19 protein-coding genes are annotated in these 20,996 nt (G+C 58.3%); 11 read left to right on the top strand and 8 right to left on the bottom strand.

Features of this window, described 5'->3' with window-relative positions; all coding sequences use genetic code 11:
• Nucleotides 1-2: 2 nt before the first annotated feature.
• The gene (locus V7730_RS00430) at nt 3-746 is read right to left on the bottom strand and encodes a transglycosylase SLT domain-containing protein (RefSeq protein WP_335745596.1); all 744 of its coding nucleotides are present in this window, start codon (nt 744-746) and stop codon (nt 3-5) included.
• Between the two features lie 283 nt (nt 747-1,029).
• Between V7730_RS00430 and V7730_RS00425 the strand changes: the two genes are divergently transcribed.
• Both V7730_RS00425 and V7730_RS00420 read left to right on the top strand, forming a co-directional pair.
• On the top strand, nt 1,030-2,439 hold the full coding sequence (locus V7730_RS00425; protein ID WP_335745595.1) for a hypothetical protein: 1,410 nt from the start codon (nt 1,030-1,032) through the stop codon (nt 2,437-2,439).
• Nucleotides 2,440-2,505: 66 nt separating this feature from the next.
• A complete protein-coding gene (locus V7730_RS00420; RefSeq protein ID WP_335745594.1) occupies nt 2,506-4,056 on the top strand; it encodes an AMP-binding protein in 1,551 nt (516 codons plus the stop codon).
• Between the two features lie 107 nt (nt 4,057-4,163).
• On the opposite strand, the gene V7730_RS00415 is transcribed toward V7730_RS00420, so the two are convergent.
• Entirely contained in the window at nt 4,164-4,766 is a 603-nt protein-coding gene (locus V7730_RS00415; RefSeq protein WP_335745593.1) for a class I SAM-dependent methyltransferase, read from the bottom strand.
• A 215-nt stretch (nt 4,767-4,981) separates the two neighbouring features.
• Between V7730_RS00415 and gatB the strand changes: the two genes are divergently transcribed.
• The 4 genes from gatB (at nt 4,982) to V7730_RS00395 (ending at nt 8,489) form a co-directional block, all read left to right on the top strand.
• Nucleotides 4,982-6,493, top strand: coding sequence for an Asp-tRNA(Asn)/Glu-tRNA(Gln) amidotransferase subunit GatB (gene gatB / locus V7730_RS00410; protein ID WP_335745592.1), 1,512 nt, complete (start codon nt 4,982-4,984; stop codon nt 6,491-6,493).
• Nucleotides 6,494-6,542: 49 nt separating this feature from the next.
• Nucleotides 6,543-7,346, top strand: coding sequence for a hypothetical protein (locus V7730_RS00405; protein ID WP_335745591.1), 804 nt, complete (start codon nt 6,543-6,545; stop codon nt 7,344-7,346).
• A 53-nt stretch (nt 7,347-7,399) separates the two neighbouring features.
• Nucleotides 7,400-7,879, top strand: coding sequence for a thioesterase family protein (locus V7730_RS00400; RefSeq protein ID WP_335745590.1), 480 nt, complete (start codon nt 7,400-7,402; stop codon nt 7,877-7,879).
• Nucleotides 7,880-7,997: 118 nt separating this feature from the next.
• Complete coding sequence (locus tag V7730_RS00395) at nt 7,998-8,489, top strand: hypothetical protein (protein WP_335745589.1); 492 nt, start codon at nt 7,998-8,000, stop codon at nt 8,487-8,489.
• On the opposite strand, the gene V7730_RS00390 is transcribed toward V7730_RS00395, so the two are convergent.
• On the bottom strand, nt 8,486-8,743 hold the full coding sequence (locus V7730_RS00390) for a BolA family protein (protein ID WP_335745588.1): 258 nt from the start codon (nt 8,741-8,743) through the stop codon (nt 8,486-8,488). The two genes, V7730_RS00395 and V7730_RS00390, sit on opposite strands and share 4 nt — an antisense overlap.
• Before the next feature lie 95 nt (nt 8,744-8,838).
• On the opposite strand from V7730_RS00390, the gene V7730_RS00385 reads away from it, so the two are divergent.
• Nucleotides 8,839-9,465 (top strand): J domain-containing protein, encoded by a 627-nt coding sequence (locus V7730_RS00385; protein ID WP_335745587.1) that lies wholly within the window; start codon nt 8,839-8,841, stop codon nt 9,463-9,465.
• Between the two features lie 307 nt (nt 9,466-9,772).
• Entirely contained in the window at nt 9,773-10,759 is a 987-nt protein-coding gene (cobS, locus tag V7730_RS00380) for a cobaltochelatase subunit CobS (RefSeq protein WP_335745586.1), read from the top strand.
• 75 nt (nt 10,760-10,834) lie between these two features.
• Here the strand turns inward: cobS and V7730_RS00375 are convergent, their stop codons facing one another.
• Nucleotides 10,835-11,101 (bottom strand): hypothetical protein, encoded by a 267-nt coding sequence (locus V7730_RS00375; RefSeq protein ID WP_335745585.1) that lies wholly within the window; start codon nt 11,099-11,101, stop codon nt 10,835-10,837.
• Nucleotides 11,102-11,409: 308 nt separating this feature from the next.
• Between V7730_RS00375 and cobT the strand changes: the two genes are divergently transcribed.
• The 3 genes from cobT to V7730_RS00360 are packed head-to-tail and all read left to right on the top strand — an operon-like array spanning nt 11,410 to nt 15,494.
• Nucleotides 11,410-13,284 (top strand): cobaltochelatase subunit CobT, encoded by a 1,875-nt coding sequence (cobT, locus tag V7730_RS00370; RefSeq protein WP_335745584.1) that lies wholly within the window; start codon nt 11,410-11,412, stop codon nt 13,282-13,284.
• Nucleotides 13,285-13,327: 43 nt separating this feature from the next.
• Nucleotides 13,328-15,118, top strand: coding sequence for an aminopeptidase P family protein (locus V7730_RS00365; RefSeq protein ID WP_335745583.1), 1,791 nt, complete (start codon nt 13,328-13,330; stop codon nt 15,116-15,118).
• Nucleotides 15,119-15,149: 31 nt separating this feature from the next.
• On the top strand, nt 15,150-15,494 hold the full coding sequence (locus V7730_RS00360; protein WP_335745582.1) for a DUF427 domain-containing protein: 345 nt from the start codon (nt 15,150-15,152) through the stop codon (nt 15,492-15,494).
• On the opposite strand, the gene V7730_RS00355 is transcribed toward V7730_RS00360, so the two are convergent.
• From V7730_RS00355 to lpxC, 4 genes are all read right to left on the bottom strand, one after another.
• On the bottom strand, nt 15,491-17,179 hold the full coding sequence (locus tag V7730_RS00355) for a chloride channel protein (protein WP_335745581.1): 1,689 nt from the start codon (nt 17,177-17,179) through the stop codon (nt 15,491-15,493). The genes V7730_RS00360 and V7730_RS00355 overlap by 4 nt on opposite strands.
• A 75-nt stretch (nt 17,180-17,254) precedes the next feature.
• Nucleotides 17,255-18,904 carry a DNA repair protein RecN gene (gene recN / locus V7730_RS00350; protein WP_335745580.1) on the bottom strand — a complete coding sequence of 550 codons (1,650 nt, stop codon included), beginning with the start codon at nt 18,902-18,904 and terminating at the stop codon, nt 17,255-17,257.
• Nucleotides 18,905-18,940: 36 nt separating this feature from the next.
• Nucleotides 18,941-19,813 (bottom strand): outer membrane protein assembly factor BamD, encoded by an 873-nt coding sequence (locus V7730_RS00345; RefSeq protein WP_335745579.1) that lies wholly within the window; start codon nt 19,811-19,813, stop codon nt 18,941-18,943.
• A gap of 170 nt (nt 19,814-19,983) precedes the next feature.
• Nucleotides 19,984-20,907, bottom strand: coding sequence for a UDP-3-O-acyl-N-acetylglucosamine deacetylase (gene lpxC, locus V7730_RS00340; RefSeq protein ID WP_335745578.1), 924 nt, complete (start codon nt 20,905-20,907; stop codon nt 19,984-19,986).
• Between the last annotated feature and the right edge of the window lie 89 nt (nt 20,908-20,996).

Here is a 20,996-nt window from a genome sequence, read left to right as displayed (position 1 = left end):
GTTTAGGGGCGTGCGCGGGGCCGTGTTGCATTGCGCGGCTTGCAGTAGCTCTGCCGGTTCAACCAAGAGGCCATATCGCGGCGCTTGGCCGGATTACGCATCGGCCCCCAATCGGCAGAGACCCCGCGCCATTTGCCGTCGTAACCGTGGATCACCCCGTCGCGCTTGACGGTGTGGGCCATGATCCTTGTCGCACAGCTGAGGTTCGCCGCACCGTTCTTGAGCGCCTCGCCAGTGCCGACATTGCATTTATACCCGCGCGCAGTGGCAGGCAGGATCTGTAGCAACCCATACCATTTGCCACCGCCCCCTACCGCCCACGGCTTGTAGGTGCTCTCATACTTGGCCAGCGTTGACATGTAGCCCACCCAGAACGCGCGCCGCTGTGCGTCATCATTGGTCCCGTAAGCCGGACACCACTCCTTGATGTCGCGTGGAACCATGTCGACCAGAGGGCGTCCATGATCCTTGAGCGCCGAGATCGCTGCCCGCGTCCAAAGCACATGCCCCGGCATATGCTGCCAGCGCGTGCGCGGCACGTGACCCGAACGCACAGGCGCCATCGGTGCTGGAACAGTCGGGGCAACAACCACTGCCAAAGCTCTAGGCGCAGCAGCAGCAGGAAGTAACCGCACCGGAGGGCGGATTACCTCGCGCACCTGCGCTGTAGCCGCCCCAGCGCCCAATCCGAATGCAACACTGCCCGCCATCGCAAGCCGTCCGAAGAACCGGACCTGACGCCGCACTATAATATCTACACATTTCATGAGCCGCAGTATGATCTGTCGCCGTCGCAGCTGACAAGCAGTTAAGCGCGCCCTGACCTCGCTATTGTCACCAGCCACGCAACACTGCGTCGATCCGACCCTAATCCGCCACCACAGCGCAACAAACTGCCCAATTCTGCGTGCAACATAGCGGCAAATGCCCGCCGATGATCGCGACAAGACCGCTCCTGCGCCACTTTAACGCCCCATTGGACAGGCAAACTCATCTAAACACGGCAACACCAACTATGATGGAACTCATATGATGCATCTGGGCACACTGCTTAGCAAACTATCCGGCCTCAGCCTAAAAATGCGGGGCCCCAAGCCCGACGTGTTCGCGCGCGCCGGTTTTATGAGCCAGCCCACCCCATCTGCGAAAACCTCTCCCTTCCGCAACCGCCCTAAAAAAAGGGCGGCTATACAGAACACTTCTTTACCGTCGGCTGAGCCTTCTGCGACCACCCAACAACGGGCCAAACCGCGCGAAATGGCACAGGCCGAGTGGACCGCCTCCGCGCTAGACAAACTCTCTATCCCCTGCCCAGATCCCACGCTTGAGGACCGCATTCGCGATTCTCATCAGAACGAGGCACTGCGGCTGGTGCGGCAGGAAGACTGGGACAAACTTATATCCCGGATCGAAGCCGCTGACCGCGACAATGAAATGACGCATGGCGGCATGACCGTGGCAGAGCTGATGGCCTTTGGCGCGCGCGCCGATGTCGTTCTTGCTGTGGAACACGCCCTGCTTGACCGTGTACCGGCAGAAGATGCCCCAATGCTAAGCGGTATTGAGGCCTTGGAACACATTCTGGCTGAAAACGCGGATAGCTATGTCATTGCATGCATTGTCGCGCAAGCGCACATGGATATGGCCTGGTCATGGCGCGGCATCGGCTGGGACGTCGAGGTTGCACCACGCAACCGCGAAGCCTTCGACGCGCATTTCGCCCGCGCCCACGAAATCATTGAGCCGCTTAATGGCGAGCCGGTCCAATCTGCTTTGTTGGCCAACACCTCCTGCGCGCTGCTGCACGGTGGAAAATGCACAAGCCGTTCGGTGGCCGATCGCTATCAGGCGCTGATTGACCTGAACCCCCATAACACCGGCCCTCTGCGGGCGCTTGGCACGCATATGTTGCCACGCTCTTACGGCTCTTACGCGGGACTGGAACTGGAAGCGCGCCGGACAGCTGCGCGCACCCAGTCAGTCTGGGGAGCCGGCGGATATACGTGGGTGATGTTTGACGCCATCAGCGTTGATGACGAAGCCTGCGCACGGCTCGACCTTCCCTTTTTCATGGAGGGCCTGCGCGACATCGTCGAACGGCGCCCCGAACCGCACACAATCAACCTGCTTGCCGCCTATTGCTCCAACACAATGGGTCAGGCCTTTTCTGGCAATGATGCCGCCGACCATATGCGCGCCCAGATTGCGGGCTGTGCAAACTGGATCGTGCGCGAGCATCTGACCGAACTTCACCCAATGATCTGGGCCCATGCTTCGCAAGGGTTTGTCAACAATCTGCGTGTGGCTTCGGCCCACCGTTTTGCAGCCTCCGGGCAGGACGATGCGCTACGCATCATCGCAAGCCTGTTCAAGCCTGAGATCTCCGAGGGCAAGCGCATTACCTTTACCGATGATGGGCCGGTCGCAACGGCCGGGTAACACGCAAGCCCCCTCTGGACAGCCCTGCAGGCTCTGCTTAAACTGCGTTTTCAGGGAGATTCCAACATGACATATCAGACAGCTGCGGCAGATATTGCTCTGCGCGATCAATCAATTACACAACGGGTGTTCGAAAACCTCGAGACGCGGCCAGACGCCGTTGTCCTGACCGACGGGATGAGCGGTGCCGCGATGACCGCCGCCGACTTCATGGCGCAGGTTAAGCAACTTGCCGGAGGGCTAACTGCCCGTGGCATGGGCGCGGGCAAGACAGTCGCTCTGATGTCGCCCAATATTCCGCATTACTGCGTCGTGTTCCACGCGGTTGCATGGGCTGGTGGCACCATCACCACCATCAACCCGACATACACCGCCTCCGAAGTTGCACACCAGCTGCGCGACAGCGCCGCCGACATTCTAATCACCACTCCCATGTTCCTTGAGACCGCACAGCAAGCCGCAAAAGACGCCGCTGGCCAACAGGTTGTCGTGATTGGCGGAGCTGACGGGGTTGAGCCGCTGTCCGCCTTCTATGGCGCCCCAATGGAAGCGCAGACACACGTCGATCTGGACGAGCATCCCGTTGTACTGCCCTATTCATCCGGTACCACGGGCCTGCCAAAAGGCGTGCGCCTCAGCCACCGCAATCTGGTGGTGAACGTGGATCAGGTTATTCAGGGCGGTGATATCCGTCCCGGAGAGGTCGCCGCCGCCTTCCTGCCGTTCTTCCATATCTACGGTATGAACGTTTTGATGAACGTGCACCTTGCCGGCGGCGGTGCGCTGGTCACGATGCCCCGCTTTGATCTTGAGTTGTTCTTGCAGATCTCGCAGGACCACAAGGCCCGCCGCATGTGGATTGTGCCTCCGGTGGCGCTGGCGTTGGCCAAACATCCCATCGTGGATAAATATGATCTCTCCTCAGTCGAGCAGATCTTTTCTGGCGCCGCCCCGCTTGGCGCAGAAGTCTCTGATGCAGTGGCAAAGCGGCTCAACTGTGTCTCCCTTCAGGGTTTCGGCATGACCGAGCTGTCGCCGGTGTCCCACACCACCCCGCTGTCCAAGCCCAAGTCAGGCTCCTCCGGCACCGCGCTGCCCAACACCCAGTGCCGTATCGTTGATCCCGAAAGCGGTGAGGACCTGCCCGCAGGCAAAGAAGGAGAACTTTGGGTCAAAGGTCCGCAGGTCATGAAGGGCTACCTCAACAACGAGCAAGCCACCCGTGATACGCTAACCGAAGACGGCTGGCTCAAGACTGGCGACATCGCCTATATCGACGATGAAGGCTATATGTTCATTGTGGACCGCCTCAAAGAGCTGATCAAATACAAGGGCTTCCAAGTTGCCCCGGCCGAGCTTGAGGCAACATTGGTCAGCATGGACGGCATCAGCGACGCTGCCGTGATCGGTCTGCCCGATGAAGAAGCGGGCGAATTGCCCGTGGCCTTTGTTGTCACCAGCGATCCCGCCCCGTCAGAGGCCGATATCAAGGCGCATCTGGCCAAGACGCTGTCGACCTACAAGCAGGTCCACCGCGTAACCTTCGTGGACGAGATCCCGAAATCTGCCTCCGGCAAAATCTTGCGCCGCGTGCTCAAAGCGCAAGCTTTGGCGTAAAGCAAAACCGGAGCGCTCAGGTCAGAGCGCTCCGGCAATATACAGCTTGAGACTAACAGCTAAGGACCGTCATTGATGGTCCTTAGCTGACTTTTCTGGCGTGCGCTTCAGCCCACCATCCAAACATCATAGCGAGTTGTCTTCCCCAATATTTGGTGGGAAAATGCGCATATGCCTTCGATTGAGTCAGCCTTTACGGGCCATTTCAACGCTACTCTGTAGCGCGCATTCTTGAGTGCTACGCGCACCAAATCAGCAGCGTCCTCATCTGCTCCAACAATTTCGCGAACTTGACGCAACTCGGCCTTTACCAACGCCGAGCTTTTGCGTGGGGGATGCATCGGGTCAATTAAGATGGCTTCGCCGGATAACTGCGGCAGCAAGTCCTTTGCATCTCCCTTTAAGAGAGTCATGCGTCCAATTATTTCCCGTAATTCACCACCCTCTTTAGCGGCTCTATCCATGCCGTCTGCCAATAGGGCGTGCATTTTTTCCGACCGCTCGATCAATGTTACTTGCGCCCCGAGCGATGCCAACAAAAATGAATCGCGGCCCAAGCCAGCCGTCGCATCAATGATCATTGGTGTTTTACCCCCGCGCAGCCCCATCGCCTTTGCCAGCGACTGCCCACGCCCCCCGCCAAAACGGAGCCGATGCGCGACCGCACCACCGACAAAATCGACACGTAGCTCCCCAGCAGCCTGCTTCATATTCCGTTTCTCACCATTTCATACATGAGCTTCAAAATCCATGGGGCATTTTGCTGAGATATAAGAAACTTACAACTTTGAATCCTTAAAGATTCAAAGTGGAACAGAAGTAAATCCGGTAAATGGGGCTCAAACCGGACATTCCGCCTCCCCCTCTTGCCCCCCCTCACGCCTCCCGCTAAACCCTGAACATCAGACAGCGAAAGGCGCTTCCCATGCTCGACCTCACCTATGACACACCCAAAGTCCGCACAATTGCGGGGGCCAAGCAAGACTGGGAGCTGGTGATCGGCATGGAGGTCCATGCGCAGGTCGCCTCAAACGCCAAGCTTTTCTCAGGGTCGTCCACCAAATTCGGTGCCGAACCAAATAGCAACGTGGCCTTTGTGGACGCGGCGATGCCCGGCATGCTGCCCACCATCAACGAATTCTGCGTTGAGCAGGCTGTGCGCACCGGCCTTGGCCTTAAGGCGCAGATCAATCTGTGGTCCGCGTTTGACCGTAAGAATTATTTCTACCCCGACCTGCCCCAAGGCTACCAGATTTCCCAGCTTTACCACCCCATTGTGGGCGAAGGTGAAGTGCTGGTGGAAATGGGCGATGGCACGGCACGCATGGTCGGTGTCGAGCGTATCCACCTTGAGCAGGACGCGGGTAAATCCATTCACGACATGGACCCAAACATGTCCTTTGTTGACCTGAACCGAACAGGCGTGGCGCTGATGGAGATCGTCTCCCGCCCCGATATCCGTGGGCCTGAAGAAGCCGCCGCTTACCTTGCCAAACTGCGCCAAATCCTGCGCTATCTTGGTACGTGTAACGGCGACATGCAGTCCGGTGCCATGCGCGCCGACGTCAACGTCTCTATATGTGCCCCCGGCCAGTACGAGAAATACGCAGCCACCGGTGACTTCTCCCACCTCGGCACGCGGTGCGAGATCAAGAACATGAACTCGATGCGCTTCATCCAGCAAGCGATTGAAGTTGAAGCAAAGCGCCAGATCGCAATTGTTGAAGGCGGCGGTGAAGTCACCCAAGAGACGCGCCTGTTCGATCCGGACAAGCAGGAAACACGCAGCATGCGCTCAAAAGAAGAAGCGCATGATTACCGCTATTTCCCCGACCCCGACCTGCTGCCGTTGGAGATTGAACAAGCATGGGTTGACCAGATCAAGGCGACCCTGCCCGAGCTTCCAGATGCCAAGAAGTCACGATTTATCAATGACTTTGGCTTGTCTGACTATGACGCGTCCGTTCTGACCGCTGACCTGGACTCGTCTAGCTACTTCGAAGAGACTGCCCGAGGCCGTGATGGCAAGATGACTGCCAACTGGGTGATAAACGAGCTGTTTGGCCGTCTCAAAAAAGACGAAAAAGACATCTCCGACAGCCCCGTCACCCCCGCCCTGCTTGGCAGGATCGTGGACCTCATCGCGTCCGAAGTTATAAGTGGCAAAATCGCAAAAGACGTGTTCGAGATCACCTACACCACGGGCCGCGACCCCGCCGAGATCGTCGAAACCGAAGGCCTCAAGCAGGTCACCGACACCGGCGCGATTGAGGCCGCCGTGGACGAGATCATCGCCGCCAACCCTGACCAAGTCGCCAAGGCCCGCGAGAACCCCAAACTCGCAGGCTGGTTCGTGGGCCAGGTGATGAAAGCGACAGGCGGCAAGGCCAGCCCCAAGGCCGTGAACGATCTGGTGGCCGCCAAGCTGAACAGCTGATGCGGGTCACCTCTAATGCAGCAGCACAGCATTTTAGCGCGAGATGGACATGAGCACCTGCCATGTCCATCTCGGCCTGCCCAAGACCGGCTCGACCACATTTCAAAAAGCGCTGCAACTGAACGCGGATGCCGTGGCACCCCACGTAACGGTGATCAACCGCATGTGCTTTGGCCCACAACGTCAGGGGCTTCTGCGAGCCCATGCGCACATTCGCAACACCTTTGCGTCCGGCATCGACCTGCCTGTGCTGCAAACCCATCTTGAGACCGCAGAGGGCGGGCCCCTGTCCGAATACGCCAAAGACGGTCCCGTCCTGCTTACCGATGAAGGCCTGTGTGGCCCACATCTAGGCCAGTTTGCACATCATAAGGGCGGGCTTCCCGCGCTGAACGCCGCACTCGATGCGCTCGCAGCGGTCCTGCCTGCTGGCCAAACCGTGTTTCATATCGTTGTGCGAGATCACAAACAATGGGTCAAAAGCCTGTACAATCAGGCGGTAAAACAGACCGGCTATACTGGCAGCTTTGAGGATTTCACCGCCGAACTACCGCGGGATTTTGATATCACACACCACATCAACGCCCTGCAAGCGGCACACCAAGACAAAGATATCCATATCCACACGATGGAAAGCGCGAGCCTGTTTCCCGGCCAGCAGATCTTGCTCGATTGCGGGTTTTCCCCCGCCGAGCTCTCCGCGCTGACCCTGCCGGAAAAGGAAAACCAGAGCTGGTCAAAATCCATGCTGCTGGCCATGCGCGTCATCAATAGCGCTGACATCGACAACAAGGCGCGTGGCGCCCTGCACAGAGAATTTGCCAAACAACGCGACCTATTCACGGATTGGTAGACGGGCGCAAATACTGCCTCGCACCCCCCATTCCCCTATGCTAACGTCACCATATGACAAACACATTCCGTTCCACCCCCATGCCCGTCCTACCCGAATGGATCGACTATAACGGCCACCTCAACATGGCCTATTATAGTGTCCTGATGGATCAATGCGCCGACCAAGCCTACCCTTTGCTGGGCTTCGGCCCCGGCTACCGCGACCACACAGGCTGCACCACATATGTCGCCGAATTCCACATCTGCTATGTCCGCGAACTGCACGAAGGCGATCTGGTCACATCAACCTTCCGCCTCATCGACTTTGACGCCAAACGCTTCCACGTCTTCCAAGAGTTGTGGCAAGAGGACGGCTGGCTCGCCGCGACTGGCGAAGCGCTTACCCTGCACGTAGACCAATCGGGCGACAAGCCCCGCGTGGCCCCGATGCCGGATGAGATCATGGCCAAACTGGCAGCGATGAAAGAAGCGCAGAAAGATCTTCCTATGCCTGAACGCGTAGGTTGCAAGATCGGGATTGTGCGCAAATAAAGGGCCCCGTCTTTAGCTGTTAGACTCAGCTCTGGCCGAGGCCCCGACACGACCACCATACCTGTTCCATTTCGGCGCACCGCGCGTTAAAACGGCGCAACTCAGATCGGAATTGTCTATGCCCCATTATGAATATAAGGTCGTTCCCTCACCCTCCAAGGGGATCAAGGGCAAAGGCGTGCGCGGGGCAGAGGCGCGTTTTTCCTTCGCTATCCAAGAGCTTATGAACGGTATGGCGGGCTACGGCTGGGAATACCAGCGCGCGGAGACCCTGCCATCGGTTGAGCGTTCCGGCCTTACTGGCACCACCACCGAATGGCGTAATGTTCTGATTTTTCGGCGCTTGCGCACCGGCGACGCGGCAGAGTTTCAGCCAGAGCTGCTCCCCGCCCCCGCGGACGACATGGATGACGACGATGATCGGGCCATTGAAATGGCGACTGACACCTCGAATGAGGGGGCGGAGCCGCTGACCGACAACGGCGTCGAGGACACTGAGGCCAACAGCACGATCGGCACCTCGCTGAGCATTCTCGCCCGTGCGCGCGGCAACGTCCCTTCCCCCGCCACGGATGACGACGCGGAACAAGGCGACAACGCAAAACCCTAGGGGGTGATGTCCAGCGATAGCGCGTGAATACGGCCAATCAGTTCCGCGCCCAACGCGCTGTGCATAGCGCGGTGTTTTGCCACACGGCTCATCCCGGCAAAGTCCTGTGCTGTAATCGCCACATCGAAATGTGTCTCACCGCCCTCGCGAAAACCCGTATGGCCCCTATGTGCTTCGCTCACGTCCTCCACCTTCAGCTGTTCCACTGCAAATGCAGAACGCAGTGCGGCCTCAATCTCTTCTTTGATAGGCATAAACCCTCCCACGGGGGCGACTTTTTTCGCTCAGCCCCCTTCCTTCTGACAGCCACACGTCTAGAGTGATTACCTTGAGTCGGAAAGGTGTACCCATGCAAAAGAACGATCCCTTCGGTTTTGATATGTCTGTCTCTTCCGCCAAGAAGAAGAATCCGCGCGGCCGTCGCGGAATGTCCGGCGCGTCCGAGACATCGACGCGGGTTTGTGATCACGATGGCTGTGAAGAGGCAGGTAAATACCGCGCACCTAAAGCGCCTGACGTGCTGGATGATTATTTCTGGTTTTGCCAACAGCATGTGCGCGAATACAATACTAAGTGGAACTTCTTCCACGGCACAACCGAAGCCGAAATGAATGCCCAGCTGTCCGACGACAAGGCATGGGACCGCCCGACAAAACCCATGAGCGATCCAGAGGCGCGCGCATGGGCGCGGTTGGGTATCGAAGACCCGCATCAGGTGCTTGGCGCAAACGCGACCCAAAACCCGGGCAAAGGCCCGCAATCAGGTCGTCGCCTGCCGCCGACCGAAAAGCGCGCGTTGGAAGTTCTGGATGCCAAAGACAACCTGACTAAGCCAGAAATCCGCAAGATTTACAAAGGTCTAATCAAGGTTCTTCACCCTGACATGAACGGCGGAGACCGCTCTCAGGAAGATCAGTTGCAGCTGGTTGTCTGGGCTTGGGATCAGCTCAAGTCCAGCCGTAACTTTAAAGACTAAAGGGGCTTTTCCCTCTGCCGGGCCGAACGATTAGCCCGGCTGCACGCATCCCCATGCCCTCAAATCAGGGGGGGGGTGTGACGTTGCGGCGCAGGTCAGGTCATGATCTGTGCGGACGAAGTTTCCCCCTGCCCATTTCAGCGCGATGAACGCTTTTTAAACAATAGCTTACTTCTGTCTGGGTTTGCGTGCGAAGCTGGCGATATCAACAGTGCAAATTTAAGTCTTTCCCTTGATCCTGCGCGCGATATGTTGCAACCCACACAGGACGGCCCCGCGCGGGGCAATAGTATTAGGAATATTGAGCATGGCTGACGGCGGACTGGACCTTAACGCAACCCCCACCAAGGATATCTCGGTGCGTGAGGTTTTCGGCATCGACACAGACATGGTGGTGAAGGGCTTTGCGGATCGCACAGACCGCGTGCCAGAGCTCGACAGTACGTACAAGTTTGACGCAGACACCACGCTGGCCATCTTGGCCGGCTTTTCGCACAACCGCCGCGTCATGATACAGGGCTATCACGGCACGGGTAAATCCACCCACATCGAACAGGTGGCAAGCCGCCTGAACTGGCCAACTGTGCGCGTCAACCTCGACAGCCACATCAGCCGGATCGACTTGATCGGTAAAGACGCGATCAAACTGATCGACGGCAAGCAGGTCACTGATTTTCAGGAAGGCATTCTGCCTTGGGCACTGCGCACGCCAACAGCGATTGTATTCGATGAATATGATGCCGGCCGTGCAGACGTTATGTTTGTAATCCAGCGCGTTCTGGAAGTTGACGGCAAGCTCACGCTGCTTGACCAGAACAAAGTCATCACCCCCCACCCTTACTTCCGGATTTTCGCGACTGCGAACACTGTTGGTCTGGGCGACACGACGGGTCTCTATCACGGCACACAGCAGATCAACCAAGGCCAGATGGACCGGTGGTCGCTGGTTGCCACGCTCAACTACCTGAGCATTGATGCGGAAACTGCGATTGTGCTGGCAAAAAACCCGCATTTCAATTCCGCCGAAGGGCGCAAGACGATCAAGCAAATGGTTACAGTCGCTGATCTGACGCGCACGGCCTTCATGAACGGCGACCTCTCTACCGTTATGTCCCCGCGCACCGTGATCGCATGGGCCCAGAACGCCGAGATTTTCCGTAACGTCGGCTATGCCTTCCGCCTAAGCTTCCTCAACAAATGTGACGAGCTTGAGCGCCAGACAGTTGCGGAATTCTATCAGCGCCTGTTCAACGAGGAACTTCCCGAGAGCGCAGCAAGCGTTAGCCTCGGTTGAAAAATACATTCATGTGAAAACGTAAAGACCCCGGTGCACTGCACCGGGGTCTTTCTTTGTTAGATTGTGGCCGGGTTAGCCGTCACGTTTGACGTCGCCCTTGTAGATGGAGCCATGGACCTCATCGGTGATCTCGGCTGGCGTGTAAGAGTATGGGCCCGCTTTGGACGTATCTTCAATGGAGTCGCCATATGCAGGTGCGCGGCCTGTGTTCTCATCTGGGTCTTCGGCAACGGACTGCTGTGGAGAGCCGCTGTGTGGGGCAGCGAATGCGGCCATAGGTGCGGTTGCCATCAGTGCGATCAGGGCGGCTCGGGCGGTATTTTCCTTCAGGTTGGTCATTGTACTCTCCTTAAAATTTAGGACCTTAGCGGCATTTCTTGCTGCGTCAGTACCTGTTGGAAATACAACGGTTGCACCTCTGGTCCGTTCCATAGACAATTGAGTTTTTCTGAGATGCGCGGTCAACCTCCTGTTCCGAAACAAGAAGATTTTGATAAAAATGCGCCATCATTCTCCCTCTTGCGCCGCCCTTGATTGCGGTATCTGATTTTTGCGGGTGAATTACTTGGTCAAATCCGCGCACCTCCTTTGACCCTGCCTGAAAAACCTGCGAAATGTCATTCAACCACTTTCCCGACGAGGGCCTCATGAGCACATCAGACAATCCAGCAGACGCGTTTAAGAAGGCCCTTGCCGAGGCCTCTAAGGTGATGGCGAATGATCCTGATCTGAACGTCAGCTATTCGGTCGATCCATCCGGTTTGAACGGTGACGTGATGCGTCTGCCGCAGGTGACCCGCCGGATGACACGCGACGAGGTCATGCTTGCACGTGGCACCGCAGATGCACTGGCCCTGAACCGGCGCTATCACAACGGCCAGACCCATGCGCGCTATCAGCCGCAAGGCGAAATGGCGCGGGACCTGTATGAGGCGATGGAAACTGCGCGCTGCGAAGCTGTCGGCGCACGGGACATGCCCGGCACGGCAGGCAACATCGACGCAAAGATTAAGCATGAAGCGCTGCGCAAGGGCTATGATCAGGCGAAGTCCCCTTCTGACGTGCCACTGGCCGTCGCCGCTGGCTATCTGGTCCGCCATCTGGCCACTGGACGCCCCATGCCTGCGGGCGCGGAAAACGTGATGGAGCTGTGGCGCGGCTATATCGAGGATCAATGCGGCGGTACGCTCGACGACCTTGAGAACAATCTGGATGACCAGACGGCCTTTGCCAAATTCTCGCGCCAGATCATCACCGATCTGGGCTATGCCGATCAATTGGGCGATGACCCTGACGGATTGGACGAAGATCAGGAAGACGAAGCCGAAGAAGGCTCCGAAGAGCAGGATGATCCGGACAGCACTGGCAGCGACGATCAGGACGACGAGGATGCAGACGCTTCCCCAGAGCAGTCTCAGGAAGAACAGCAGGACGCCAGTCAGGCACAGGTATCCATGGACGACATGGCCGATCAGGAGCTTGGCGAAGAATCCGAGATGCCCGAGGGCGAAGCGCCGATGGAGCCACCTGCCCCGCAGCCGGTCTCTGATGCCGATCCCAATTATACCGTCTACCTCAGCGACCACGACGAAACCGTCGGCGCGGAAGAGCTGGCAGACCCCGTCGAACTTGAGCGTCTGCGCGCCTATCTGGACCAACAGCTTGAGCCGCTGAAAGGCGCAGTGAGCCGTCTAGCGAACAAACTGCAACGCCGCCTACAGGCCCAGCAGAACCGCAGTTGGGAGTTCGATTTGGAGGAAGGCACCCTAGATGCCGGCCGTCTTGCGCGGATTGTGGCGAACCCGACCACCCCGCTCAGCTTCAAGGTCGAAAAAGACACCGAGTTCCGCGATACCGTTGTCACACTGCTGCTGGACAACTCCGGCTCCATGCGTGGGCGCCCGATCTCTATCGCCGCGATCTGTGCTGACGTTTTGGCCCGCACACTTGAGCGGTGCAACGTGAAGGTTGAAATCCTTGGCTTTACCACCCGCGCTTGGAAGGGTGGACAGGCGCGTGAGGCTTGGCTGAACGACGGTCGCCCCACAGGCCCCGGCCGTCTGAACGATCTGCGCCACATCATCTATAAATCCGCTGATGCGCCATGGCGCAGAACGCGGCCCAATCTGGGGCTGATGATGAAGGAAGGGTTGCTGAAGGAGAATATCGACGGAGAGGCGCTGGAATGGGCGCACCGCCGGATGATGGCACGTTCTGAATCGCGCAAGATCCTGATGGTGATCTCGGACGGTGCGCCAGTGGATGACAGCACCTTGTCCGTGAACCCCGCAAACTTCCTTGAAAAGCACCTGCGTGATGTGATCGCAATGGTGGAGCGGAGGAAGGCTGTAGAGCTGCTGGCCATCGGCATCGGCCATGATGTGACGCGCTACTATGAACGCGCCGTTACCATCACGGATGTGGAGCAGCTTGCCGGTGCGATGACCGAGCAGCTTGCATCGCTCTTTGATACCGATCCGCGCAAACGCGCGCGGGTGCTGGGCATGAAGCGCGTAAGCTAAAGGTACCAAGACGACTAGTAAGGCACATTGAAGGAGGGACGTGATGTTTCAATCATTTGAGGTCACGGCCCGACCGGAACAAGGGCCACCACGGCTGAAAGCGCTGCGCGCTCAAATAGCGGCAGCAGGGCTGGACGGCTTCGTGGTGCCACGCGCCGATGCTCATCAGGGTGAGTATGTCGCAGCCCGCGATGCGCGGCTGGCTTGGCTCACCGGTTTCACCGGATCAGCGGGATTTTGCGTCGCCCTGCGCGACGTGGCTGGGGTCTTCATCGACGGACGTTACCGCACACAGGTCAAGGCGCAGGTGGCCGCAGAGTTCACACCGGTGCACTGGCCAGAAGTCTCGATGGCGCAATGGCTGCGCAGCCAGTTGCCTCAAGACGGGCGCATCGGCTTCGATCCGTGGCTGCATACCGTGGACCAGATCACCCAGACAGAAAAAGCGCTGGAAGGCAGCGGCATCGTTTTAGTGCAATGCAACAATCTGGTGGATGCTATCTGGGATGACCAGCCTGCCCCGCCGATGGAACTGGCCAAGGTGCACCCGCTGGAATTCGCGGGCGAAAGCCATTATGCCAAGCGCGCGCGTCTGGCCAAGACCCTGAGCGATGCGCAAGAGCGCGCCGCGGTGATCACCCTGCCCGACAGTATTTGCTGGCTCCTGAACATTCGCGGCGCGGATATCGAACGTAATCCGGTGGTCCACGCCTTTGCCATATTGCACGCGCACGGCACGGTTGATCTTTTCTCGGAGCCGGCGAAATACGCAGGCCTTTCGGATCATCTGGGTGATGATGTGCGCCTGAACGACCCTGATCGCTTTCTGGCAGCGCTCAAGGCGCTAGAGGGACCTGTGCGGATTGATACATCAACCGTACCGCAGATTGTCGCCGATACGCTGGGCGATGCCGCCACCGCCGGCGCAGAGCCCTGCGCCCTTCCCAAGGCCTGCAAAAACACGGCAGAGATCGAAGGCTCCGCTGCCGCGCACCTGCGCGACGGTGCCGCAATGGTCGAGCTGTTGAGCTGGCTGGATGCACAGCCCATAGGCAGCCTCACAGAGATCCAGGTAGTCACCCAATTGGAAGCTATGCGCCGCCGTGACAACGGCTTGCAGGAAATCAGCTTTGAGACCATCGCGGGCACTGGTCCGAACGGCGCCATCATGCACTACCGCGTGACCGAAGAGACCGACACACGGCTTGAAGACGGCCATTTGATCGTCCTCGACAGTGGCGGCCAGTACCTTGATGGCACCACCGATATCACCCGTACAATCGCCATCGGCACGCCGCCAAAGGAGGCCTGTAAAGCCTTCACCCGCGTGCTTGCTGGTATGATCGCCATGAGCCGCCTGCGTTGGCCACGCGGCCTTGCCGGCGCGCATATCGAAGCGATTGGCCGCATGCCTTTGTGGTTGGCCGGTCAGGACTTTGATCATGGGCTGGGCCACGGTGTTGGCGCATATCTCAGTGTGCATGAAGGGCCACAGCGCCTTAGCCGAATTAGTCAGGTGCCCCTTGAACCAGGAATGATCCTCAGCAACGAGCCGGGTTACTACCGCGAAGGCGCCTTTGGCATCCGGATCGAAAACCTGTTGGTGGTGCAAGAAGCGCCTGCCTTGCCCGGCGGTGACGCCCACCGCGAAATGCTGGGCTGGCGCACGCTGGCCTTTGCACCGATCGACCACCGCCTGATCGTGCCGGACCTTCTGGAGCCAGCCGCTCGGGAATGGCTCAACAGCTATCATGCCGAAGTTAAAACAAAAATTGGCCCGCGGGTTTCAGCCGCCGCAAAACAATGGTTAAATGCGGCAACCGCGCCGATCTGAGGCGCGCACATCACGTTGGGGGGAGATATACATGGTTGATTACATCACAATCCGTAAGGCACCGGGCACTTGGGCGATCCGCGCTGGCGGCGCAGTTCTGGGCGAAAGCAGCAACGCGCTGGAGCTTGTCGAGGGGGATTATCCACCAGTGATCTATTTCCCGCGTGAAGACATTGCGATGGCCTTTCTTGATCCAAGCGACAAGACCTCCCATTGCCCCCACAAAGGCGATGCGCGCTACTTCTCAGTTGTGACCAAAAGCCGGACATTGGAGAATGTTGTCTGGTCTTATGAAGAGCCAAAAGAAGTTGTGGGGCAGGTCAAAAACCACCTCGCCTTCCACAACATCGAAGAAATCGCAGTCGAGCAGATCTAGGAGTGTTCCTCGGCCGCGGTGGCCGCCAGCGCGCAATTGTACGCGCGTAGGGCATCTACATGGAACAATGCGCCTAACAGCTCTGGCGGGGCGGCATCTGCTGACAAATTGACCACCGGCAAGAACAGCGCGCCAGAGTTCTCGAATATCGGGATCGCGGTCTCAAGAGTAGCGGCCCCGTCGATATACAGCCCCTCGCCGATCATCTCCCAGCATTTATCCTCATCAGCCGCGCGCGCATGGTCAGGCGCGCGCATGGTCTTGGCCGCCGTGAACATCGCCAGCAGATAGGCTTGCGGACCGGCAGCAAGGTGAATGCCGCGCCGCTCGATTTGGGAAAGGAAGAAGCTGCGGTCGACCAGATTGGATGCCAACGCCGTGGACATACTGACCGCAACCATCACCGCTAAACCTGTCTGCCAGTCGCCCGTCAGCTCAAACACAATAAGCGTGGTGGAAATGGGCGCGCCCAGAACGGCAGCGGCCACAGCACCCATCCCCGCAAGCGCATAAAGCGAGGTCGAGCCGGACACATTGGGAAAAAATCCCGTCGCGATCAGGCCAAAGGCCAGGCCGACAAGCGCCCCTACCATAAGCGAGGGCGAGAACACGCCGCCACCCATACGGCCCCCCAGCGTGATGGCCACTGCCAGCACCTTAAGCACCGCGAAGACCATTACCTCATGGAACGCCAACTGCCCCGTAAGCGCGCGCGAAGTGGTCTCATACCCCACACCGATAATATGCGGAAACCAAAGCGCAATCACGCCGAGCATCGCCCCAGCTAACATCGGCCGGAAGTACCGCGGCAGTTTGGTGCGCGATTGAATGTGGTTGCCAATATCGTCGGCCCAGAACACGGCGCGCATTAGGATCACAGCCACCAGACCGCAGGTCAGCCCCAGCAGCAAAAAGGCTGGCAGTTCGACATAGAATTGCAGGTCCCCCATCACCGGCAGTTTGAACTCGGTCACGCCACCGAACTCCAACCGGTTGATCACCGTGCCTGCAACGCTAGCAATCACGATAGGCGCAAAAGCATGGACCGCGAAATGGCGCAGTACCACCTCCAGCGCAAAGAGCGCGCCGGCGATTGGGGCGTTAAAGCTCGCTGAAACCGCCGCTGCAACTGCGCAGCCCAAAAGGTCACGTCCTGTAATGCCGTCGGCGTTGATCCGGCGGTTGATCCAGGTAGAGATCACCGCCGCTAAATGGACGACTGGCCCCTCGCGCCCCGACGATCCGCCCGTGCCCAGCGTCACCATCGACGCCAACGCCGAAGCCAGCCCTGCGCGCGTCTCTACCCTGCCCTCGTGCAAAGCAGCGCCCTCAATCACATCCGCGACTGAGCGCGCCCGTGCATCACGGGTGAAGTGATGCAGGATTAGACCGGAAACCAGCCCCCCAACTGTCGGAATGAGGACGACCCAGTACCAGTCCAACCCGATGATAAAGCTATGCAAGTGCTGGACGTCATCGGTGCCGTAGAGCGTGGTTTGAAGCCAATAGATGCCCTTACGGAAAAACAATGCGGCAAAGCCAGCGGCGACACCAACCAACAAAGCGATAAACCAAAAGGTGATCTTTCCCGGCCCTTTTTGGCGCAGGACGCGCCAACCCTCGCGGGCGCTGCCAACGGCAAGGGTCATCTGCTGTGACAGGAGTGAGCGGGAAGGCTCTGTCATCGGGGGCTTTCATTTGCACGGCTCGCGGATATGTTACCCTTGCGGAGACCATATTGCGCGCGCAGTTTCAAGCCGTCAGGCGCTCAGCAAGGCGCGTGCGGCCTCTCGGGCAGCGTCGGTGATGGTATCACCTGCCACCATACGCGCGACCTCGTCCACCCGCTCGTCACTGCTTAGCGGCACGACATTTGTGATTGTCATGCCCTTGGTCACAGATTTCTCGACCCGCCAATGATGCGCACCCAGCGCCGCAACCTGCGGAGAGTGGGTCACGACGAGCACCTGACCGCCTTCGGCAATAGCAGCCAAGCGGCGGCCAACGGCATCGGCAGTTGCTCCGCCCACACCACGGTCTATCTCGTCAAAGATCAAAGTGAGGCCGGATTGGCCTTGGGTCAGACAAACCTTGAGGGCCAAAAGAAAGCGGCTAAGTTCGCCACCAGAGGCAATTTTGTTGATCGGACCGGCAGGCGCGCCGGGGTTTGTGGCCACCGTGAAAGATACCGCATCGCGGCCCTCTGGGGCCGCGCCCTCTGGCGTGATCTGGGTCGCGAAAACTGCACGCTCCATCTTCAACGGAGCAAGCTCTCCATTGACGGCCTTGTCCAATTTAGACGCAGCCTTTGCGCGCCCATCACTCAGCGCTTGCGCTGCTGCGTCATATGCCGCCTCTGCTGCGCGCACTTCTGCATCCAGCTTGGCCTGCTCGGCCTCGCCCGCATCCAGTGCATTCAGCTTGGCGCGCAGCGTATCGCCAAAACCAGCCAGTTCATCCGGCTGCACGTCATGTTTCCGTGCCAACCCGCGAATGGCAAACAGCCGCTCTTCGATGTTTTCCAGTTCATGCGGATCAAATGACATCGTCTCGATCGCCTGAACGACACCTTCCATTGCGGAATCCAGCTCAATCATCGCGCGGTTGAGCGCGGCCATAGGTTCTTCCAGAGTGCCGTCAGCCCGCCCGGCTGCGCCGTCAAGCCAGCGGAAAGCATCGGCCAGTTGCGCCTCTGCGCCGCTTTGACCCATCGCCTCATAAGCGTTGACCACATCGGCGCGGATCTTCTCGGCGGCCTGCATCATCCGGCGTTTGGTATCAAGTGCGGCTTCCTCGCCCTGTTCCGGGTCCAGCTTGTCCAGCTCCGACACGGCGTAGCGCAGGAATTCTTCTTCGGCGCGGATTTCTTCCTGCGCTTTGGCGGCGGCGGCTTGCGCCTTTCGGATGCGCGCCATCTCGCTCCAAGCGCTGCGCACCTTAGCACGGGCCCCGTCCAGTCCACCAAATGCATCCAGAATGCTTCGGTGACCACGCGGGTTGAGCAATCCACGATCATCATGCTGGCCATGTAGCTCAACCAATGTCTCGCTCAGCGCGCGCAGGACCTCGCCCGAGCAACGCCGGTCATTGATCCATGCGGTTTTGCGCCCATCAGCGGTGTTGATCCGGCGCAAGATCAGTTCATCGGTGACAGGCAGCCCCGCCTCTTCCAGAACAGCCCGTGCGGGATGATTTTCATCCAGATCGAACCACGCGGTTACCTCGCCTTGCGCGGCTCCCTGACGCACCAAATCGGCGCGCCCGCGCCAACCCAGCACAAAGCCAAGACTGTCGAGCAGGATTGATTTCCCCGCCCCTGTCTCACCTGTCAACACATTGAGGCCGGGCTGGAAATTCAGCTCCAGCCGGTCAATGATCAACATGTTGGATATATCTAGACCGCGTAGCATCAAACAGGTTCCGTCACAGGCGTGCGGGTACGCACGTTAGATCCAATCGCCTTTCAGCGTTTGACGGTAAATAGCCGACAACCAGTTGTTGCCAAGAGATTTAAGCTCCAGACCGCGTCCCGTGAGCAGCTTATAGCTGTCCTCATACCATTCGGTTGATTGGTAGTTGTGGCCCAGAATCGCCCCAGCTGTCTGCGCTTCATCCGTGAGCCCAAGGCTCAGGTACGCCTCCACCAAACGGTGCAGTGCTTCGGCCGTGTGGGTGGTGGTCTGGAAATCCTCAACAACCACGCGGAAACGATTGATGGCGGCGGCATAGTGATCGCGACGCAGGTAATAGCGACCGATCTCCATTTCTTTACCGGCAAGGTGGTCAAACGCCAGATCGAATTTCAGGATCGAGCCCCGCGCGTATTCGCTGTCGGGATAGCGTTCAATCACGGTACGCAGGCTTTGCAGTGCCTGGAACGTCAAACCCTGATCACGGCCCACATCGTCAATCTGGTCATAATAGCTGAGCGCCAACAGATACGCTGCATAGGCGGCATCGTCATCATCGGGATAGAAATCAATGAAACGCTGCGCAGCAGAGCGGCTGTTGGGATAATCGGCATCCTGATGATAGGCAAATGCCTGCATGATCAGCGCGCGCTTGGCCCATTCGGAATAGGGGTACAGACGCTCAATCTCAGCGAAATAGAAGGCTCCTTCGGCGGGGCGCTTGCGGTTCAGCTCAAATTCGCCACGCTCAAATATCTGCTCGGGCGTGTAAGTTTCAAGCGGAATTTCCTGTGGATTGAAGAAATTCTTTGTAAAGCGGCCCGTATCTCTTGTGCCGCCACACGCAGACAATGCCGCAACAGCCACCAAAGTGACGGAAAGACGTCTTGCAGACCTTCCAAAACCCATCCTTGGCTATCCTTATTCTTTTACCGCTTCAGTCTGTTTCAGAGGTTTACCCCTGTTTGACCTTGGTGTTAGCACAATAATTAGCGGTGCAAAACGCTCATTTCCTACTTTGTAAAAAAGCCCGCAGCAACTGCTCCGAGCCTTCCAAAGTTTACTAGGGTAATTCCGTGTCAGGCAACAGCCGGAATTTCATTCCAGACAAGGCCATGACCAGGCAAACGCGCGGCCATCGGGCCATCACACTGCACCAAACGCACAGCATCAGGTGTCTCGAACAAGGCGCGCAGCAGCGTATTGGTCAACGAGTGGCCCGCGCGCAGACCGGTGTAGTGGCCCAGCAAAGGTGCCCCCGCCAGCGCCAAATCGCCTAAAGCGTCTAGCATCTTGTGGCGCACAGGTTCGTCCGCGTGGCGCAAACCACCAGGGCTCAGCACTGCATCGCCATCAAACACAACAGCATTTTCACCCGGCATACCACCAAGCGCCAGACCGTTGGCCTGCATCTCCTCCACATCCGCCTGACGGCAGAATGTGCGGCTGTCGCAGAGCTCACGTGCAAAGGAGCCGTTGTTCATCACAAGCGACTTCTGCTGATGACCAATGGCCGCGTCAGCAAAATCAATCTCGAAATCGATGCGCAGCGTGTCGGAAGGCGCGATGGTCGCAACCGCGTCGCCGTCCCGTACGGTAACTTCTTTTAATACTTCAAACGCCATGACAGGGGCAGATTGCATCTGCACGCCGTGGGCCATGACGCCCCGCACGAAGAGTGCGGAAGAGCCGTCAAGGATCGGCACTTCGGGGCCGTCAATCTCGATCAACGCGTTGTGAATGCCGCAGCCGGCAAGCGCTGCCATTAGGTGCTCAACGGTAGAGACCTGCAAACCGCTTTTGTTTTCCAGCTTGGTACAAAGTGGCGAACGGTTCACCGCATCCCAACGTGCTGGGATCATCCGGTCACCAACGTCAACGTCTGTCCGCTTGAACCAGATACCAAAGTTCGGAGCGGCAGGCACAACAGTAGCGGTCGCAGGCTTACCTGAATGCAGGCCCTTACCTGTAAAGCTGATCGCTGTTTTTACGGTGTTTTGCACGCTGCCGTCCTCGGTTTCTTTCAAGTATGTACTTAATTACCCCTAATTACGCTGCTGGTTGCAATCGTTCAAATCAAGGATTGCAACGG

Source organism: Sulfitobacter sp., from assembly GCF_036961165.1.
Lineage (GTDB): Bacteria > Pseudomonadota > Alphaproteobacteria > Rhodobacterales > Rhodobacteraceae > Sulfitobacter.
Note: the sequence above shows the minus strand (reverse complement) of the source record. Positions and strands in the feature narration are given on the sequence as shown.

Bases quoted from the DNA above. Each gene is read 5' to 3' on its own strand.
- V7730_RS00395 (WP_335745589.1), top strand. From the start codon at position 7,998: ATGCCCCATTATGAATATAAGGTCGTTCCCTCACCCTCCAAGGGGATC.
- V7730_RS00415 (WP_335745593.1), bottom strand. From the start codon at position 4,766: ATGAAGCAGGCTGCTGGGGAGCTACGTGTCGATTTTGTCGGTGGTGCG.
- V7730_RS00360 (WP_335745582.1), top strand. From the start codon at position 15,150: ATGGTTGATTACATCACAATCCGTAAGGCACCGGGCACTTGGGCGATC.
- V7730_RS00420 (WP_335745594.1), top strand. From the start codon at position 2,506: ATGACATATCAGACAGCTGCGGCAGATATTGCTCTGCGCGATCAATCA.
- V7730_RS00390 (WP_335745588.1), bottom strand. From the start codon at position 8,743: ATGCCTATCAAAGAAGAGATTGAGGCCGCACTGCGTTCTGCATTTGCA.
- V7730_RS00425 (WP_335745595.1), top strand. From the start codon at position 1,030: ATGATGCATCTGGGCACACTGCTTAGCAAACTATCCGGCCTCAGCCTA.
- V7730_RS00405 (WP_335745591.1), top strand. From the start codon at position 6,543: ATGAGCACCTGCCATGTCCATCTCGGCCTGCCCAAGACCGGCTCGACC.
- cobT (WP_335745584.1), top strand. From the start codon at position 11,410: ATGAGCACATCAGACAATCCAGCAGACGCGTTTAAGAAGGCCCTTGCC.
- cobS (WP_335745586.1), top strand. From the start codon at position 9,773: ATGGCTGACGGCGGACTGGACCTTAACGCAACCCCCACCAAGGATATC.
- V7730_RS00345 (WP_335745579.1), bottom strand. From the start codon at position 19,813: ATGGGTTTTGGAAGGTCTGCAAGACGTCTTTCCGTCACTTTGGTGGCT.
- V7730_RS00400 (WP_335745590.1), top strand. From the start codon at position 7,400: ATGACAAACACATTCCGTTCCACCCCCATGCCCGTCCTACCCGAATGG.
- V7730_RS00375 (WP_335745585.1), bottom strand. From the start codon at position 11,101: ATGACCAACCTGAAGGAAAATACCGCCCGAGCCGCCCTGATCGCACTG.
- recN (WP_335745580.1), bottom strand. From the start codon at position 18,904: ATGCTACGCGGTCTAGATATATCCAACATGTTGATCATTGACCGGCTG.
- V7730_RS00365 (WP_335745583.1), top strand. From the start codon at position 13,328: ATGTTTCAATCATTTGAGGTCACGGCCCGACCGGAACAAGGGCCACCA.
- V7730_RS00355 (WP_335745581.1), bottom strand. From the start codon at position 17,179: ATGACAGAGCCTTCCCGCTCACTCCTGTCACAGCAGATGACCCTTGCC.
- gatB (WP_335745592.1), top strand. From the start codon at position 4,982: ATGCTCGACCTCACCTATGACACACCCAAAGTCCGCACAATTGCGGGG.
- V7730_RS00385 (WP_335745587.1), top strand. From the start codon at position 8,839: ATGCAAAAGAACGATCCCTTCGGTTTTGATATGTCTGTCTCTTCCGCC.